Below are 17,094 nucleotides of genomic sequence, written 5' to 3' on the forward strand. Positions count from 1 at the left end.
CTGTCAGTGGATTATTTTTTATCGGCCGGTCCCGAAGGCGGCTGCAGTATTTTGACTGCGGTTTCTTCCACTTCCCTGTCATCGGTATTGTTGACGCGGGTATCCAGTTCCCGCTGTGTAGATTGCAGGCGAATTTCATCTTTGAATCCGCAAGCCACACATTCACGATAATTCTTATCGCCCAGTTTGTAATTGACGATCTTGTCCATTTCGCTGCAGCGTGGACAAACGGCGCCGGCAATAAACCGGCGCTTTACGGGCTTGTGATGTTCGTCGTTCAAGGACTACCTCTGTAACTCGTTTTTACTCGATGCCCGAGTGGCGCAGCAGCGCATCAATTTGGGGGGCTCTCCCGCGAAATTCCGCAAACAGGTCCTGTGCATCGCGGCTACCCCCCTGCTCCAGCACCGTGGTCAGGAAAAGGTTACCTGTCGCGGGGTCGAAAATGCCCGTCTCCTCAAACAGGGAGAACGCATCCGCACTTAGCACTTCCGCCCACTTATAGCTGTAGTAGCCCGCCGCATAACCGCCGGCAAAAATATGGCTGAAACTGTTCTGGAAGCGGTTGTCCGGGGATACCGGCACGACCGACACCTTGGCCCGCACCTCGTTGATGAGGCGCTGGATCTCGTCCGCATTGGCCCCCTCCGGCCGCGAATGCAGCAGGAAATCAAACAGGGCAAACTCCAGTTGGCGGACGGTGAACATGGCGGACTGAAAGTTCTTCGCGGCAAGCATTTTATCCAATAACACCTGCGGCAGGGGGTCCCCGGTCTCAAAATGCCCGGAAATCATTGCCAGCGCTTCCGGTTCCCAGCACCAATTTTCCAGGAACTGGCTGGGCAACTCGACCGCATCCCAGGCCACACCATTGATACCGGACACTGCCGCCACGTCCACCTGGGTAAGCATGTGGTGCAGCCCGTGACCGAATTCGTGGAACAGGGTGGTGACCTCGTAATGGGTCAGCAACGCCGGCCGGTCCTTGCCGGGGCTGGAAGCGCCTGCGGCGGTTGGAGAACTAAAGTTGCAGACCAGATAGGCAACTGGCAACTGCAAGCCGGCAACTGTCTGTCTGCGCACACGCGCATCATCCATCCAGGCGCCGCCGCGCTTTTTCTCACGGGCGTAGGGGTCGAGATAGAAGCCGGCGATGGGCTCGCCACTGCGTTTGAGCCAATAGAAGTGCACGTCTTGATGGTAACTGGGGACGCTGTCGTCGCGCTCCGCCACCACGCCAAACAGCTTCTCCGCCACCGCAAACATGCCGGAGAGCACCTTCGGGTAGGGGAAATAGGGGCGCAGATCTTCCTGACTCACTGCGTAGCGCGACTGCTTGAGTTTCTCCGCGGCCCAGGCCACGTCCCAGGGCTGTAGCTTGTCGAGACCCAGTTCATCGGCGGCGAACGCCTGCAGTTCGGCAAACTCTTTCACTGCCGCGGGCTTGGCACGCTTGGCCAGGTCCCGCAGGAAAGTCTCGACCTCTTCGGTAGAGCCCGCCATCTTGCTGGCCAGCGAGCGTTCGGCGTAATTGGCCATACCCAGCAAGTGGGCCTGCTCGGAGCGCAGTGCCAGGATTTCCGCCATCACATTGGCGTTGTCGAACTCGCCTGCATTAGGCCCCACATCGGATGCGCGGGTAATGAATGCATAGTGCATCTTGTGGCGCAGTTCGCGGTTCTCCGCATGGGTCATCACCGCGAGAAAACACGGGCCATCCAGGGTGAGCAGCCAGCCCTTCTTGCCCTTGGATTCCGCCAGTGCACTGGCGGTCGCCAGGGCGGATTCCGGAATCCCTTGCAGCTCCCCTTCATCGGTTATGTTCAGGCTCCAGGCATTGGTGGCGTCGAGCACGTTGTTGGCAAACTTGCTCTTCAGCTCCGCCAGGCGCTTGCTGATGGTGGCGTAGCGCTCGCGCTTTTCCCCTTCCAGGGCGACACCCCCGAGATGCATATCCCTCAGGCCGTGACGCACCGCCTGTTTGCGAGCCTGGGGCCAACCGGGGAAATCCGGAGATTTGGCCAGCGCGCGATACACCGCATACAGCTCCGGATTCTGGCCCAGCTCTGTCCAGTACTCGGTCACCTGCGCAAGACAGGCTTCATAGGGCGCACGCCAGTCGCCACTGAGCACGCTGTTCAGGTGTGAAACCGGCGAGAACGCCTTGCTTAGCATGTCCTGCGCCTCTTCCAACGGCGCCATGGTCTCTTCCCATGTTGGGCTTTCACCCGCATTTTGGAGGCACGTTTGCAGCTGTTCGCGACATTTTGCAATGAGTTTACTGATGGCGGGCTCAGCGTGTTGCGGTTTGACGCTATCAAATGGGGGCAGCACCGGCGCGCTCAGCAGCGGATTGACGGAGGAAGTGTCAGACATCGGAATTCCTTGTCGATGGGCGACCCACGGCGGGGCATGGATCGCGGGGACGGGTTAACATATGCCCAGTATTCTAGTGGATTGAACTAGTTCGTTGCACCAGACCCCGGAGGTCAGCCTTGTCGAAGCCCGACTCACCCCACAACACACAACCCCCTCACACCCTGCGTGAACACCGTAACCAAAGTCCCAGGTTGGGCGAGCGTGTCTATATCGACCCCCAGTGTACGGTGATTGGCGATGTGGTGCTGGGTGACGACTGCTCCGTGTGGCCAATGACGGTAATCCGCGGCGATATGCACCGGGTGCGTATCGGTGCGCGCACCAGTGTTCAGGACGGCTCGGTGCTGCACATCACGCACGCCAGTGACTTCAATGAAGGCGGCTGGCCGCTGACCATCGGTGAGGATGTCACCATCGGCCACAAGGCCTGCCTGCACGGCTGTACTGTGGGCAATCGCGTATTGATCGGGATTGGCGCCATCGTGCTGGACGGCGCGGTGATCGAGGATGAGGTGGTACTGGCGGCCGGCGCCCTGGTGCCGCCCGGCAAACGACTGCAAAGCGGCTTTCTGTATGTGGGCTCACCGGCGAAACAGGCACGCCCCCTGTCAGAAAAGGAGCGCAAGTTCTTTACTTACACCGCCGGCAATTACGTAAAATTGAAAAACGAATATCTCGATAACTGATCTTCAATCACAGCGTCAGCTGCATACCGCAAGCCTTCAGTGTATGGAGGCTTGTAACGGTAGCGGCTCCAGCTCGATGTCGTAAAAGTAGGGACCGCTCCATTTCTCACCACGCTGGTATGCTTCCTGCCGGTGTTTAGCATCGCGCAAATCCCACTCCAGCCGACCGGCGAGTTTGATCGCTCGCTTCTGCAGGCGTTGAGCGGACTTAAAATCCGTCTGCGCCGCCGCTACTGCGGCCCGCGTCTCCAGAATGCGGACCTCGTCAAAATAATCCACCGGTTTGGCCTCCACGAGTTCCTGCGCCATTGACAATTCTTCGTCGGTTGCCGGGCCCGGACCGGATACCAGCTCCCACGCCAGTAGCAAACCAGAAAAATAGTGGCCATTCACCGCGGCGTTTTTCAACCAGCGAATCGCGTGTTCGCGACGGTCTTCCTCCGAAAGCGAACCGGCACTAGTGGCAAGGTAGTTCTGCGCCTCTGGAATACCGGCTACAGCCGCGGCACTGATCCACTTCATGCCGTTTTTGACATCCGCCTCACAACCCCTTCCCACAACCATGTTTCGTCCAATTTCGAACTGGGCCTGTGGAATCCCCTGCTGGGCGGCCTCCAGATACCACTTGTTGGCGGTCTGGTATTCCAGGTCTGTACTCTTCATGTACTTGCGGAAGGAGCGAAACACACCAAGCCGATAGGCATATATATACTGTGCAACCGCATCACCGGATTCCGCCTTGCCTTTCCATTCGTTCAGCTCGGCAACCAGTTCGCGCTCATTATTCACAGGCCCACGAATACTAAAGATAACAGCCGTTTTTACGCCAATGGTAGGCTCGCTGACCGGGGCAGGTTCATAGCGGTAGGACAATGCCGACTTGGCTGCGGCGCGAGTGAAACTCGGCTCATTGGACTGTACGACAGTAATGTCGCGCACATGCCCCCCGGGCATTACCGAGTATTCCAGAACCACCCTTCCGAACCGGCCCCGCTGCAGCTCCACTGGCGGGTATCTGGGGGGATTCTTGGCTATCGGCGTGCGATCCACTTCGCATTCTTCATCTGCGAGCAGCACAGGATTCAGGTCTTTCATAACCCGCTCCTTGCCGTGACTATGTAGTAGCGCATCGTAGCGACGCTGTGCCGCTTCCTGCTGCTCAGGGGTGAAACGGGCGCGGATTTTGCTGGCGGTGGCCGCCATACTTTCTTCCCCGGATTGAGACGCGGCTAGCTGCATCCACGCCCAGGCTTCCAGCGGGTCGGGCTCTACATGCTCACCTCGGTAGTACATAACACCGATATTGAACGCCGAGCTATAGTCGCCAATTGCGGCCAAGGCATCAAAGCTGCGATAGGCTTCGGTGAAGTTGCCCGCGGTGTAATCCTGCATGGCCTTGTCAAAATTTGCCTCCACGGGCAGGGCAGCCCCCGCGAGACTCATAAAGATCCCGAAAAAAATCCGTTTCACCGCCATATCCTCCATTATATTTCGCGTTATTGGACACCCTGAGAGTAACATCTTGGCGGAGGAATTATCATAGGAAATTGCCGACTTATGGCTTTTCCCTTTGCAGAACGTACCTATCTGTAAGTGGTCGCGCGCGACCGTAAGGCCGAAAGACGCAAAGGCTAGACTCGGCCACACAGGTTCACTTCGGCCCACCAGATTAAGCCCGATTCACCATGCAGAAAGTCACACAAAAACCCCTTATATCCATGGCTTTTTGATAAAATCTCTGGCCTCACCATTAGTCGGAAAAGCCTGTGAAGTGACGCCTGAAAAGGCGCCTGTCCCAGCTAGGTAACAAGCAATCAGTATGAGCTTTACTCGAAACCTCACTAGCTGGCATCAATGCGTTGCCAATTTGCTGGATAGCGATTCGGATGAAGAGCGCATCTATGAATTACTGCGTGGCGCCGAGCAATTGGTGCGCGGCAATAGCAGCATGGCAATCCTCTACCCGCCAGGTGGCGCGCCAGAAATTACCCATCACCGCCTGCTGGCCAATGAGCACCCGGGTACACAGGTCGGTCGCTATGTGGAAGGTGCCTATCTGCTGGATCCGTTCTATCGCGCGGCTGTGGATGAAAACCTCGAAGGACTTTTCATGCTGCGTGAAGTAGCGCCGGACGCATTCACTCAGACCGAATATTTCCGGCGCTATTATCGTGACGCTAATCTCGGGGATGAGGCCTGTTACCTGTTACGTGGTGAAGACGGCACTGTGGCCAGCCTTTCCATCGGACGTGCCTCTGATATCGGCAGCGGACGGTTTTCCCCAAATGAAATTTCGCTGCTGAAATCTTTGCTGCCAGTTGTAGAAAACATTTTGCGTAAGTGGGTTAAAAGCCAAAATCGCTCTGGTGATCAGACCGAATCCTTTGGCAAGCGCCTCGACAGTGCGCTGGAAAATTTTGGCAGTTCGCTGCTGACCAAGCGCGAATGTGAAGTGCTACATATGACGATGCGCGGACACTCCATCAAGTCGATGGCAGACAGGCTTGATGCCAGTGTGGATACCATTAAGACCCACCGCAAACATATCTATTCCAAACTCGACGTTACTTCCCAATCCGAGCTGTTTTATCTATTTATCAGTGCCCTGCGCCACCACTCCGGTACCGACCCAGACCCCCTAACAAGTCTTGAATAGCCATGAAAAATGGCGATTTAAAAAAAAGCCCGCGGCCAATCGTCCCGGTGAGGTAGGTACCGGAGCAACAGGGCGGGCGAACGTCCACAAGTCGGGAATCAAGACAGGACAACAATCACAACAGGATTATTTCTGGGTAATGGGAAAGCCCATTTTCTCTACCATGCGCACCCAGGGAATACGCCAGCCGCGCTTTTCGTCGAGGGTGTCCAGCGCATACATGGTGATCTTTGCACCGATCCAGCGGAAAGGTTCCGGTGGAATGTATGCGGGTTGTGAGCAGGCAAAATTCAGCGAGCGCTCTGGTACTTTTTTATCGTCCAGAATTGCCAGGGCAACACGGGCGCCGAAGCGCGTAGCCGTCACACCGAACCCGGAGTAGCCCCCCGCATACAACATTTTGCCGCCGTGGTAGTGCTGGTAATGCACCGCCATCCGCGTGGTCAGTGCGATCGGACCGCTCCAGGCGTGACTGAATGTAATCCCACGCAGTGACGGGAAGGTACGGTAGAAATTTTCGATCAGGCGCACATACGGTTCCGGTGCCTTGTCGTCCTCCGGATCGGTGTTATTGCCGAAGAAGTAATCCAGACGGCCGCCAAACAGAATGCGATTGTCCGCAGTCAGGCGCATGTAATTCAGCTGGGTGCGGGTATCGTAGATACCCTGGCGGTTTTTCCAGCCGATACTTGCTAATTGCTCATCACTCAACGGCTCGGTCACCACAATACGGTCGCGGATTGCGGCGACCCGGTTGCGGATTTTCTTGTTGCCGGAAGCAAATGCATTGGTCGCGAGCAGCACTTTGTTCGCCTGCACACGGCCTTTGGGTGTTTTCACCAGTACGCCTTTGCGGTTTTTGGCATTACTGACCATCGGTGTATTTTCGTAGATCTTCACGCCCAGATCCGTCGCCACTTTTTTCAGGCCCCAGGCGAGTTTTGCCGGGTGCACGGTGCCGCTACGTTGTTTTGACCAGAGACCGCCATTGAATAACGGTGACTTCACTTCCTGCTGCACCGCCTCTCTATCCAGCAGGTGCGCGTCATGGCCATAGTGACGGTAAAGCTCGTATTCCTTTTCGATATCCTCGATACCTTCATCACCGACCGCAACGGTCAGCTCGCCCCCCCACTCGAGGTCGCAGTCGATACCATAGCGCTCGATGGTTTCGCGGAAACCGTCAAGGTTTTCTTTACCCAGTTGCTCCAGCATTTCCATATCTTCGGGAAACAAGCGCTGCGCATTGGCCAGGCCGTGCATGACGGAAGTGGACAGGATTGCGGCCGGGCGCCCGGAAGCGCCGATGGCAATACTGTTGGCCTCGATCAGCACAACATCGCGCTCGGGATTGGTTTCCTTGGCCTGCACCGCGGCCCAGAGGCCGGTAAATCCGCCGCCGACAATCAGCAGGTCGCAGTTAAGCGGACGCTGCAGCGCAGGCTCATCGCCCGGACGCTGCGGCGCATCCAGCCAATAAGGGAAAAAGGTCGTTTTCTGTAGTGCTTCCAGGGCATCCGCCCTGGTCTGTGGGTCACACATGATTACCTCTTCATCATCGCGTTATCGCCGGCGCGCAATTAGAAAATGTTGTAGCGAACCGATACCCCGAAGGTGGTCGGCGCCTGGCGATAGTAGGAGCGGCCAGCAAAGCTGGAGAAGGCATAGGTCTCCGCGCTGCTGTCCTCAATGTTTTTAATCCAGCCGCTGACTTCCCAGCGCTCGTCGGCGTCACTCAGCGAGGCTTCCGCATCCCAGGAGTGCACCGGCCCAGACAGGGCGTTATCGTCCGCCAGCTGCGCGGTCATCTCATCGCTGTAGGTGTAGCTGGTTTGCAGGCGCAGGTTGTAGTCCGCGAGCGGCAGGTCGTAGGCCAGCAGGCTGTTGTAGCTCCACTCCGGTGCTTGCGACAGTGAGGCCCCGGCGGGCAGTGGTGCGGCCAGTGCGTCGACGAACAGCTGGCTCACGCCATCGGCGTTGTCGTTCACCGATGGATCGGCGGCGATACCGCGCATGTCGGCAGTAGTCGGCGCTCTGGTGACTTCGCTATCCAGGTAAGCCACACCGGCCATCACGGTCAGGTTGTCGCTGGGAAGCCAGTGCAGGTCGAGCTCGAAGCCGTTGGTTTTGGATTCCGGCACGTTGACCAGGGTGGTATCCGCCACCGGGAATTCCAGGTAGTTACTGAAGTCGTCGACGATGATGGTCACCAGGGACTGGCGATCGGTGTAGTCGAGACTGAACACAGCCCCGTTCAACTGCAGCGACGCATCGAACATGGTGGCCTTGAAGCCCGCTTCAAAAGACAGGACTTTTTCCGGCTCCACATAGGCCCAGCTGGCGTCGTCGAGAATCGCCGCGCCGTAATAGGCACCGGCTTTGTAGCTGTTGGACACGTTTGCGTATAGCAGCAGGTCGTCGTGCAGCTGCCGGTCGAGACCCAGCTTGCCGGTCACCGCGTTTTCGCTGCTGCTGTCGTTCAGTTCGGCAATGGTGTCGTTGAACGAGTAGATATCATCGTGGTTGGTGGAGATACCGTCGAAGGTGCGGTCGTCCGCGCTGTAGCGGATACCGGCGATCAGGTTGAAGGAATCACCCAGCGCGGTTTCGGTGTGCAGGTAGGCACCCCAGGATTGGGTGACCTGCTCGTATTCTGCGGTAAGCAGATCCCAGCCCTGAACGGAAACATCCGCCGGGTCGAGTACAAAGGTGCTGGCAACGGAATCGGTGACGAAGAAGGAGTCGTCGAACACATCGCGCACTTTTACCGTGTCTTCAGAAATGTTTACCCCGGCTACCCAGGTGGTGGCGCCGTCGCCGTTGCTGACCACGCGGAATTCCTGGGACCACTGGCTGATCTCATTGTCCTGGTACAGGTCGAGAATCGCCGCTGAAGAGCCGCCGTAGTTGTCCACCACCTCGCGGTCGTAAGCGTCGATCGCGCTGATGGAGATCACATCAAAAGTCTCGAAACCATAACTCAGGTTCACGGACGCACCGTGACCGGACTCATCGCGAGCCACCTTCAGGTCACCAACGTTGACGATGGATGCATCGTCGCTGCTGTTGAGCACATCAAACGAGGGATCGCCAAAGGCGTCGCCAAGTCCGCTGACCTGCGGGGATACCGGGGTGGACTTGTCGGAACTGAAGTAGACCTTGACCAGCGCCTCGCCGTTATCGGCGATTGGGAAGGACACCTGGCCGCGACCCGCCGAGCGGTCCACACTGCCGAACTCGCGCCCGGTCTGCGGATCTTCCTGCCAGCCATCGGCCTTGGACATGTTCAGGCTCAGCCGGCCCAGTACTTCACCGCTGATCTCACCGCTGACCACGCCGGTCAGTTCCTGTGCACCGTAGTTGCCGATGCCGGCGTCCACAAACGCTTCAAATTCGCTAGAGGGTTTGGCGCTGATGAAATTGATCGCGCCACCGGTGGTGTTCTTGCCGTACAGGGTGCCCTGGGGGCCTTTCAGTACTTCCACCCGCTCGATATCGAACAGCTGGCCACCAAGGAAGGACGGGTTACTGGCAAACACTTCGTCGGTGTAGATGCCCACACCGCTGCTGTTGTTGGGGCTGAAATCATCGAGGCCGATACCGCGGATGGCGAATACCGGAGTACCGCCAGAGGTGCTGTTGACGGTGACCAGGCCCGGGGTGTGCGCACCCAGGTCAACGGCACTGTCGATGCCCAGGTTCTGCATCATTTCGCCGCTGAAGGCATTGGCGGACACGCCGATGTCATTCACGGACTGCTCACGCTTCTGCGCGGTGACCGCGACTTCTTCTATCTGGTTGGCGAAGGCGCCGGATGACATTCCCATGGTGGACAGGAATGCGCCGGTAACGGCGACGGCAAGCGAGTTCTTGCTAAAGCGTCGGCTGGTATAGCCCGAGAATCCCATGACGATATCCCTCTGATTCAATTATCTGTTTTATGTTGAGGGAGACTATAAAAACCGAATCAAAATTCAGGTATCACCCCAACGGGTGAGGAAACCGAATTTTCCTTCGACTTTATTGGCAAACACGAAAACCCGCAGGAGCGGGTTAATTCAGCGATGCTGTTTTACTCATTAAGCTATCGGCGAAGGGACCGATACCGGGTGTTGCTTTGTGAGACCGTCTGCGGCCAGGACGGCCGCAGCCGAGCCCCCATGGATGGGTTTACGGCGTGTCTCACAAAGCAACACCCGGTAGCGGTACCGCCTCAATCTATATCGACGGCACGGATCTGCCAGAGTGCTTGTTCGCGCCCTTCTCTCGAAAGTTTATTGCGCAGCGAGGGCTCCAGAGGTTTCTTCCGGTACTTTACCCTCACAGTTTTGTTTTTCGGCCCACAGGATTGCCAACTCACCCAGCAACAGAGTGACGATGGAACCGATCAGCACCGGCCACTGCACGCCCTCACCCGGGGTGTAAATAAACAGGAAAATACTGCCGGCGAGTATCGCTACGCAGAAATAGGTCAGCACACGCACAAAGCTTTCGCCACCAGGCACGCGGAAAGGACGCGCACGGGCACCGTCAACACGGCGCATCTTCAGAAATGCCAGGAACATCCCTACATAGGGCAAGAGGAAAATCACCCCGCTGAAGGCGAACAGCGACCAGAACAGGTCTTCGTTGGAGTTCACCAGGAAACCGTACAGTACCAGGATCAGCGTGCTCATTGCGCCCATCAGTACTGCGGCGCCCACCGGGGTGTTACGGCTGCGGCTTTTGATCGCAAATGCTTTGGGCAGCTCGCCCTCTTCCGCCGCTTCCGCCGCCGCGCGGTTGCCGCCGATCGCCCAGGTGACGCCGTTGGAGAAAAAGGTATACAGCGCGGCGATACCGAGCGCCATTACCAGCGCGTTGCCAAACGGCAGCTGCGCGAAGAACAGCCGCAGGGTGTCTACCAGCCCCTCGACGAGATCAATTTCGCCAGCGGGGATGGCCGCCAGAATAGCCGTGGTGCCGAGGGTGTACAGGGCGAGAATGATGGCACCGGACACAAGAATGGAGCGCGGTACGTCCCTCTGCGGGTTGCGCATTTCCTCACTACTCGAGCTGATCAGCTCGAAGCCGAGCATGCCGTAAATGATCGCTGGGATGTACTGCAGGCTGTCGCTGAGATTCGGTTTGATGCTTTCAAAGGTGATCGAATTGGCGAGGCCATTTTCACCGGCATAGAACACGGCGCCGATAATGATCGCAAGAAAGATCACTATCTTGAAGATGGCACCGATGTTGGGCACCCATTTGCCCACATTAAGGGTCACTACGTTGGCGATCACCGCAACCCAGGTAAGTGCAATACCGAGGCCAATCTGCCCTGCGACGCCCATGTCCGGCCAGAAAAGCTGTTTGGCCACGCCGGCAAAAAGAATGAAGATTGCCGGCATCCAGATCGCTACGTTAACCCAGTAGCTCCAGCTGATACGCGACGCCCAGCGGCCGCCAAACGCATCGCGCACCCAGGCGTAAATACCGCCCTTTTCCGGATAGGCGCAACCGAGTTCCGCGGATACCAGTGCGAAGGGTACAAAGAAAAACAGGCCGAGGAACAGCCACCAGAAAATACTCGAGGTACCGATCGCGGCGGTGGCCGCCAGGGTGTCCACCAGCAAAATTGCGGACACGGTAAACAGGATCATGTCCCGTTTACCGAGATTCTTTTTGACTGCAACTTCTGTCACGGAGATTCTCCCGCGTTGATTATTTTGTTTTTTCAGTTTGAGCCGGTGCGCGGCATCCGGTTAAGGCGCACCCAGTTGAGCGGATTTGATTTCGGTAAATTCTTCGACGCCGTGGTGTGAAAACTCGCGGCCGTTGCCGCTCTGTTTGTAGCCGCCGAACGGCGCTTGATAGTTGAACTCGCCACCGTTGACGAAACACAGTCCGGCGCGAATGCGCCGCACAATTGCCAGCGCGTCCTTGTGATCCCTGGCGTAGACGCCGGAGGAAAGTCCGTAGGGGGTATCGTTGGCGATGGCCAACGCCTGCTCGATATCGTCGTAGGCAATGACACACAGCACCGGACCGAATATTTCCTCGCGCGCGATACGCATGCTGTTACTCACGTGCGCGAACACCGTTGGGCGCGCATAGAAGCCCTGATCCAGTCCTTCCGGTTTTCCCGCACCGCCGCACAGCAGGGTCGCGCCCTCGTCGAGGCCGATCTGAATATAGTCCTGTACTTGTTGCCACTGGCGCTGGGACGACAGCGGGCCCATGAAAGCGTTTTCATCCATGCCCACTTCAATTTCGGCGACGCGCGCGCGGATGATTTCCAGCGCCTCGTCGTAGCGACTTTGCGGAACCAGCATGCGCGTGAGCGCGGTACAGGTCTGCCCGGTGTTGATCATCACATCGTCGACGCCGTAACGCACCGCCGCGGTAAAGTCACTGTCCGCGGTGATGATGTAGGGGGACTTGCCTCCCAGTTCCTGGGTTACGCGTTTAACGGTGGGCGCACAGGCTTTGGCAATTTCGATGCCTGCGCGGGTAGAGCCGGTGAACGACAGCATATCCACCCGCGGGTGCTCGCACAGCGCCTTACCCACCTCGGCACCGCGACCGGGGACCAGGTTGAACACGCCCGCCGGCAGCCCTGCCTCGTGGAAGACTTCCGCCATCAGGTAATCCTGCAGCGGCGTCTGCTCGGAGGGTTTGACGACCATGGTGCAACCGGCGGCCAGGGCCGCGCCGACCTTGCCCACGAACTGGTGCAGCGGGTAATTCCAGGGATTGATAAAACCACAGACGCCCACCGCTTCCCGCCAAACCAGGGAGTGGCCGTGTTCAGCGGTTTCTTCGGTGACGCCGGTGTGTTCGGCAAACAGGCGCATGGCCTCGATGGGGCCTTCAACCTGCAGCCAGCCGGCAATATGGCGTGGACAGCCCATGCTGTCGGACACCGCAGCGATCAGCGCGTCCTTACGCGCTTCCATCAGGTCGGCGGCGCGCAGCAACAATAGACGGCGCTCGCTGGCAGGCGTATTGGCCCAGGCATCAAAAGCGCGTGCAGCAGCCTCTACCGCACGATCTACATCGGCGGCACTGCCGGCAGGCACGCGCGTGATTGGGGATTCGGTGGCGGGGTTGATGACCTCCAGCCACTCGCCAGAAGTGGACTCTGTCCACTGGCCATCGATATAGATCTTGTTATGGTTTTCCATCTTGCTCGACCTGCCTGCTGCAGTATTGCGGCGCGATTGAGCCCGCGCGACGAATGGCGCCGTTTTCAACAACGAAGACGGACGTGCATCGTCCATCAAACGGACAATCTGCGCAATAGTTAGACTTATTCGAATGATTATTCAGTATGCGGCAAGGTCGCGTACCCCTGTATCACCTGAACAGGTGATGTGAGACTCAGGGGCCAGGCGGGAACGGAATGGCAAGGCAGCGCAGAAAGGTGGTCGATTAATCGGGAGCAGTGTCCGAGTAACTGGTCGCTGCCGTCGCCCAAGCCTGCTGCAGGGCCTGAGCTTCCGGAGCCAGTGGAGCGCCGCGGCTTTCCAGCCAGCGAAATACCCGCTCCAGCACCAGCCGCGTGCGGTCGTTGACCGCTGCGCGGTGATCATTCACCAGGTACAGGAACTGGCCGATGGTATAGGGCCGCTCAATCACCGTCGCCAGGCGCCCGCTTTTCAGGTCTTCGCTCACCTCCAGGCGGTCCGCCAGCGCTACCCCCATACCCAGGCGCGCCGCCTCGATGGCCTGGTAGGCGTAATCCACGGAAATTCCGTGCGCCGCCGGCGCGTAGTCCACACCCTGGGCGGTAAACCATCCGGGCCACTGCTGCTGGCGATCATGCAGCAGCGGTAATGCAAGCAGGTCCACGGGGCGCAGCGCGCGGCTCAAATCCGGCCGCGCCTGCAGCAGCTGCGGGCTGGCCACAGGTAGATAATGTTCCTGATAAAGGGGCGTTACATCACGGCCCGGCGCTTCCGGCTCCCCCAGGCAGATGGCGATATCCGCTTCATCGTCCAGGCGCCGCGCACGCGGCTCGATGGTGGTGACACGCAGACGGATTTCCGGATAGCGCTGCTGCACCTCCGCAAGACTCCGCAGCAGCCAGCGGGTGGCGATGGTCGCGGTGGTGGCAATCACCACCTCGCCGGACAGGTTGCCCGGGTCCAGGGTCACCAGCCCCTGCTCGAGGCGGCCGAAGGCTTCAGACACTGCGCGATGTAGGCGCTTGCCGGCAGCGGTCAGTGACAGCCGATTGCCGGTGCGCAGGAACAGCGGCGTCCCCAAACGCTCCTCCAGCTCGCGGATCTGCCGGCTGAGGGCCGGGTGCGAGACATGCAGCTCCTCCGCCGCCCGCCGCAAGTGGCAATGGCGGCCCACCGCGTGGAAGCTACGCAGGGAGGTCAGGGACAGGTTTCGAAGCTCGGCGGCCATGGCGTAACTCTCTGAGAGATCTTTCGGTGCCTTTTAGGCACCAAGATGGCAATTAAATGTTAATTGTGTTCGCAATAGCAAACCATAGACTTGTGCTAAACCCTATAAATCCAAATCAACAACAAAAGTCCGGATCCATTCCATGACTGATACCAGCCAAGTCCGTATCCCTCAAGTTCGCATCAATGGTCGACGCCTGTGGGACTCCCTGATGGAGATGGCCCAAATCGGTGCCACCGACAAAGGCGGCTGCAACCGCCAGGCCCTCACAGACCTCGACAAACAGGGCCGCGACCTCTTCGTACAGTGGTGCGAAGACGCCGGCTGCGCCGTGACCTTCGATGAAATGGGCAATATCTTCGCCCAACGTCCCGGTAAAAACCCGGATCTGCCGCCAGTACTGACGGGCTCACACCTCGACACCCAGCCCACCGGCGGCAAGTTCGACGGCGTGTATGGTGTGCTCGCTGGCCTCGAAGTGATCCGCAGCCTGAACGACGCCGGCGTCGAAACCGAAGCACCGCTGGAGATCGCCGTGTGGACCAACGAGGAAGGTGCCCGCTTCTCGCCCGCCATGATCGGATCCGGCGTTTGGAGCGGTGAGTTCGACCTCGACTACGCCTACGCGCGCACCGACAAGGAAGGTAAAACCTTCGGCGAAGAACTCGCGCGTATCGGCTACAAGGGCGAAACCCCGGCCAAACCGCGCCCACTGGCCGCCGCATTTGAAGTGCATATCGAACAAGGCCCGATCCTCGAAGCCGAGCAGAAGCAGATCGGCGTACTCTCCGGGGTACAGGGCATGTACTGGTACGACCTGACCCTCATCGGCCAGCCCTGCCACGCCGGCCCCAGCCCCATGGAATCTCGCCGCGATCCGTTCATGGGACTGCACCGCATCCTCGACGAACTCTACAAACTCGCCGCCGAGCACGCCCCCTGGGCCCGCGCCACCTTCGGCGACATCCGCGTCGAGCCCGGCAGCCGCAACACCGTGCCAGAAAAACTCGTTCTCGCCGTCGACCTGCGCCACCCGGACCAGAAAATCCTCGACGCCATGGACCAGCGCTTCCGCGAAATCGCCGCCCGCGTCGCCGATGAGATCGGTCTCGAGCACGATATTCGCAACGAATGGCGCTCCCCTGCCGTCGCCTTCGACACCAAGTGCGTGGAGGCAGTGCGTAGCGCTGTGGCCGAACTCGGTTACAGCAACAAGGAAATGGTCTCCGGTGCCGGCCACGACTCCGTGTACATCTCCCGCGTAGCGCCCACCAGCATGATCTTCGTACCCTGCGAAAAAGGGTTGAGCCACAACGAAGCGGAAAATGCGGAACCGGAAGATCTGGAAGCAGGCGCAAACGTGCTGCTGCAAGCGATGCTGAAGATGGCAAACAACGCCAGCTGACAAAGCACAGAAACTCAATGCGAAGCCGCCGCTGACGGTAACCCTTCGCGCGACCGTCTGCGGCCAGGACGGCCGCAGCCGAGCCCCCAGGGATGGGTTAACGGCGTGTCGCGCGAAGGGTTACCGTCAGTGGCGGCGCCACCAGACCCATAACAGGGCCGGACTAAAAAAGATTCGAGAAAAAAGATGACTGAATTTACCTACAAACACCGCAACGAAGACGGCAACACCGCGCCGTTGAAAAACTGGGGTATCGACTCCGAATACGGTGTGCTCACCGACCTGCTCGTGGGCCCGATCGACAACTACACCTGGCAGATGGGCAATGCTGCTTCCCGCCGCTCCGTGCGCCTCGGCCGCCAGTTCGACGCCGCCGTCGCCAAGCGCCAGCACCAGGAAATGCTCGACGCCTACAAACACGCCGGCGTCACCACCCACCTGCTGCCCGCAGACAGCAACCTGCCCTACCAACTTTACGCCCGCGACAGCAGCGTCATGACACCCTGGGGACCGATCGTTACCCAAATGTACTCCCCATGGCGCCGCGGCGAATGGGTAGACGTGGTAAAGACCTACCAGAAACTCGACATCCCCATTTACGACATCATCACCGCCGGCAGCCTGGAAGGTGGTGACTTCATGGTGCTGGAACCCGATGTGATCCTGTGCGGCTACAGCGGTGAACGCACCTCACCCCAGGGCTTCAACCAAATGAAAAGCTGGATCGAAAAAGAAGGCTGGGAAGTAAAAGGCTACGAATTCGATCCCTACTTCCTGCACATCGACGTGCTTGTAGCCGCGCTGGCAGAAAAACTCGTCGCAGTCTGTGTGGACGCCGTGGAGCCTGAACTGGTGCAATGGTTCAAATCCCGCAACTTCGAGATTATCGACATCTCCTACCCGCAGGTGATGGAACTGGGTGTGAACGTAGTGGCGCTCGGCAATGACCGCGTGATGCTGCCGTCCGACAACACCGAGCTGAAAGAAAAGTGCCGCGCCCACGGCCTGGACGTGATCGACCCGGATATATCCATGATCACCGCCGGTGGTGGCGGCGTGCACTGCATGTGTCAGCCGCTGGCGCGCAAGCCTGCATAAACAAAAGGGCAATAAAAAGGGCGGCCAATGGCCGCCCTTTCTTCATTCGAAGATTCCATTCAGCGAGCCGCCTTAATTTCCTCTTCACTCACCAGCAACACCTCATCACCCCAGGTATTGCTAATAAACGCGATGATCGCCGAGATCTCGCGGTCGGTCAGAAACTCCAGTGCCGGCATCAGATCCTCTTCACCGCCATTGCGACGCGGTGCCGACCGCCCGTGCAGCAGCGTCTCGACCAGCAGTTTTTTATTCGCCAGCAACGCGGGATCGTGCAGAGACGGGTACAACGCCTCCTCCCCATAGCCGTCTATCTTGTGACACTTCATACAATTGTCGGCAAAGGTAAGGGCACCAAAGCCAATCAGGTCACGGGTCTCCTGCTCTGAAGCGACCGCCCCCAGCGAGAGCGTTGCAAACAGTGTTCCGACGGAAAGTGTGCGTTTCATGCAATGCATCCTCTTGCCAGTAAA

General features: G+C 58.6%; 13 protein-coding genes. 4 read left to right on the plus strand and 9 right to left on the minus strand.

Features of this window, described 5'->3' with window-relative positions; translation table 11 throughout:
• Positions 1-11: 11 nt before the first annotated feature.
• Complete coding sequence (locus tag LC059_RS07795) at positions 12-281, minus strand: YheV family putative zinc ribbon protein (protein ID WP_226703285.1); 270 nt, start codon at positions 279-281, stop codon at positions 12-14.
• Positions 282-303: 22 nt separating this feature from the next.
• Positions 304-2,376, minus strand: coding sequence for a M3 family metallopeptidase (locus LC059_RS07800; protein WP_226703286.1), 2,073 nt, complete (start codon positions 2,374-2,376; stop codon positions 304-306).
• A 164-nt stretch (positions 2,377-2,540) separates the two neighbouring features.
• On the opposite strand from LC059_RS07800, the gene LC059_RS07805 reads away from it, so the two are divergent.
• Positions 2,541-3,065, plus strand: coding sequence for a gamma carbonic anhydrase family protein (locus LC059_RS07805; protein WP_226704107.1), 525 nt, complete (start codon positions 2,541-2,543; stop codon positions 3,063-3,065).
• 36 nt (positions 3,066-3,101) lie between these two features.
• Here LC059_RS07805 and LC059_RS07810 read toward each other — a convergent pair whose 3' ends face one another.
• The gene (locus LC059_RS07810) at positions 3,102-4,535 is read right to left on the minus strand and encodes a TonB family protein (protein ID WP_226703287.1); all 1,434 of its coding nucleotides are present in this window, start codon (positions 4,533-4,535) and stop codon (positions 3,102-3,104) included.
• A gap of 349 nt (positions 4,536-4,884) precedes the next feature.
• Here LC059_RS07810 and LC059_RS07815 point away from each other — a divergent pair, with 349 nt between their 5' ends.
• Positions 4,885-5,721 carry a helix-turn-helix transcriptional regulator gene (locus tag LC059_RS07815; RefSeq protein ID WP_226703288.1) on the plus strand — a complete coding sequence of 279 codons (837 nt, stop codon included), beginning with the start codon at positions 4,885-4,887 and terminating at the stop codon, positions 5,719-5,721.
• Positions 5,722-5,847: 126 nt separating this feature from the next.
• On the opposite strand, the gene LC059_RS07820 is transcribed toward LC059_RS07815, so the two are convergent.
• The 5 genes from LC059_RS07820 to LC059_RS07840 form a co-directional block, all read right to left on the minus strand.
• On the minus strand, positions 5,848-7,263 hold the full coding sequence (locus LC059_RS07820) for an NAD(P)/FAD-dependent oxidoreductase (protein WP_226703289.1): 1,416 nt from the start codon (positions 7,261-7,263) through the stop codon (positions 5,848-5,850).
• Between the two features lie 38 nt (positions 7,264-7,301).
• Positions 7,302-9,629, minus strand: coding sequence for a TonB-dependent receptor (locus tag LC059_RS07825; RefSeq protein ID WP_226703290.1), 2,328 nt, complete (start codon positions 9,627-9,629; stop codon positions 7,302-7,304).
• 366 nt (positions 9,630-9,995) lie between these two features.
• Complete coding sequence (locus LC059_RS07830; protein ID WP_226703291.1) at positions 9,996-11,405, minus strand: APC family permease; 1,410 nt, start codon at positions 11,403-11,405, stop codon at positions 9,996-9,998.
• Between the two features lie 60 nt (positions 11,406-11,465).
• On the minus strand, positions 11,466-12,887 hold the full coding sequence (locus tag LC059_RS07835) for an aldehyde dehydrogenase family protein (RefSeq protein ID WP_226703292.1): 1,422 nt from the start codon (positions 12,885-12,887) through the stop codon (positions 11,466-11,468).
• 247 nt (positions 12,888-13,134) lie between these two features.
• The gene (locus LC059_RS07840) at positions 13,135-14,118 is read right to left on the minus strand and encodes a LysR substrate-binding domain-containing protein (protein WP_226703293.1); all 984 of its coding nucleotides are present in this window, start codon (positions 14,116-14,118) and stop codon (positions 13,135-13,137) included.
• 142 nt (positions 14,119-14,260) lie between these two features.
• On the opposite strand from LC059_RS07840, the gene LC059_RS07845 reads away from it, so the two are divergent.
• Positions 14,261-15,523 carry a Zn-dependent hydrolase gene (locus tag LC059_RS07845; protein WP_226703294.1) on the plus strand — a complete coding sequence of 421 codons (1,263 nt, stop codon included), beginning with the start codon at positions 14,261-14,263 and terminating at the stop codon, positions 15,521-15,523.
• A 186-nt stretch (positions 15,524-15,709) separates the two neighbouring features.
• On the plus strand, positions 15,710-16,621 hold the full coding sequence (locus LC059_RS07850; protein WP_226703295.1) for a dimethylarginine dimethylaminohydrolase family protein: 912 nt from the start codon (positions 15,710-15,712) through the stop codon (positions 16,619-16,621).
• A 59-nt stretch (positions 16,622-16,680) separates the two neighbouring features.
• Here LC059_RS07850 and LC059_RS07855 read toward each other — a convergent pair whose 3' ends face one another.
• On the minus strand, positions 16,681-17,070 hold the full coding sequence (locus tag LC059_RS07855; protein WP_226703296.1) for a c-type cytochrome: 390 nt from the start codon (positions 17,068-17,070) through the stop codon (positions 16,681-16,683).
• Positions 17,071-17,094 lie beyond the last annotated feature (24 nt).

Source organism: Microbulbifer elongatus (genome assembly GCF_020524885.1).
Taxonomy (GTDB): domain Bacteria; phylum Pseudomonadota; class Gammaproteobacteria; order Pseudomonadales; family Cellvibrionaceae; genus Microbulbifer; species Microbulbifer elongatus_A.

Coding starts and splice junctions, on each gene's coding strand:
- LC059_RS07800 (WP_226703286.1), bottom strand. CDS start 2,376: ATGTCTGACACTTCCTCCGTCAATCCGCTGCTGAGCGCGCCGGTGCTG.
- LC059_RS07815 (WP_226703288.1), top strand. CDS start 4,885: ATGAGCTTTACTCGAAACCTCACTAGCTGGCATCAATGCGTTGCCAAT.
- LC059_RS07820 (WP_226703289.1), bottom strand. CDS start 7,263: ATGTGTGACCCACAGACCAGGGCGGATGCCCTGGAAGCACTACAGAAA.
- LC059_RS07825 (WP_226703290.1), bottom strand. CDS start 9,629: ATGGGATTCTCGGGCTATACCAGCCGACGCTTTAGCAAGAACTCGCTT.
- LC059_RS07835 (WP_226703292.1), bottom strand. CDS start 12,887: ATGGAAAACCATAACAAGATCTATATCGATGGCCAGTGGACAGAGTCC.
- LC059_RS07840 (WP_226703293.1), bottom strand. CDS start 14,118: ATGGCCGCCGAGCTTCGAAACCTGTCCCTGACCTCCCTGCGTAGCTTC.
- LC059_RS07845 (WP_226703294.1), top strand. CDS start 14,261: ATGACTGATACCAGCCAAGTCCGTATCCCTCAAGTTCGCATCAATGGT.
- LC059_RS07850 (WP_226703295.1), top strand. CDS start 15,710: ATGACTGAATTTACCTACAAACACCGCAACGAAGACGGCAACACCGCG.
- LC059_RS07855 (WP_226703296.1), bottom strand. CDS start 17,070: ATGAAACGCACACTTTCCGTCGGAACACTGTTTGCAACGCTCTCGCTG.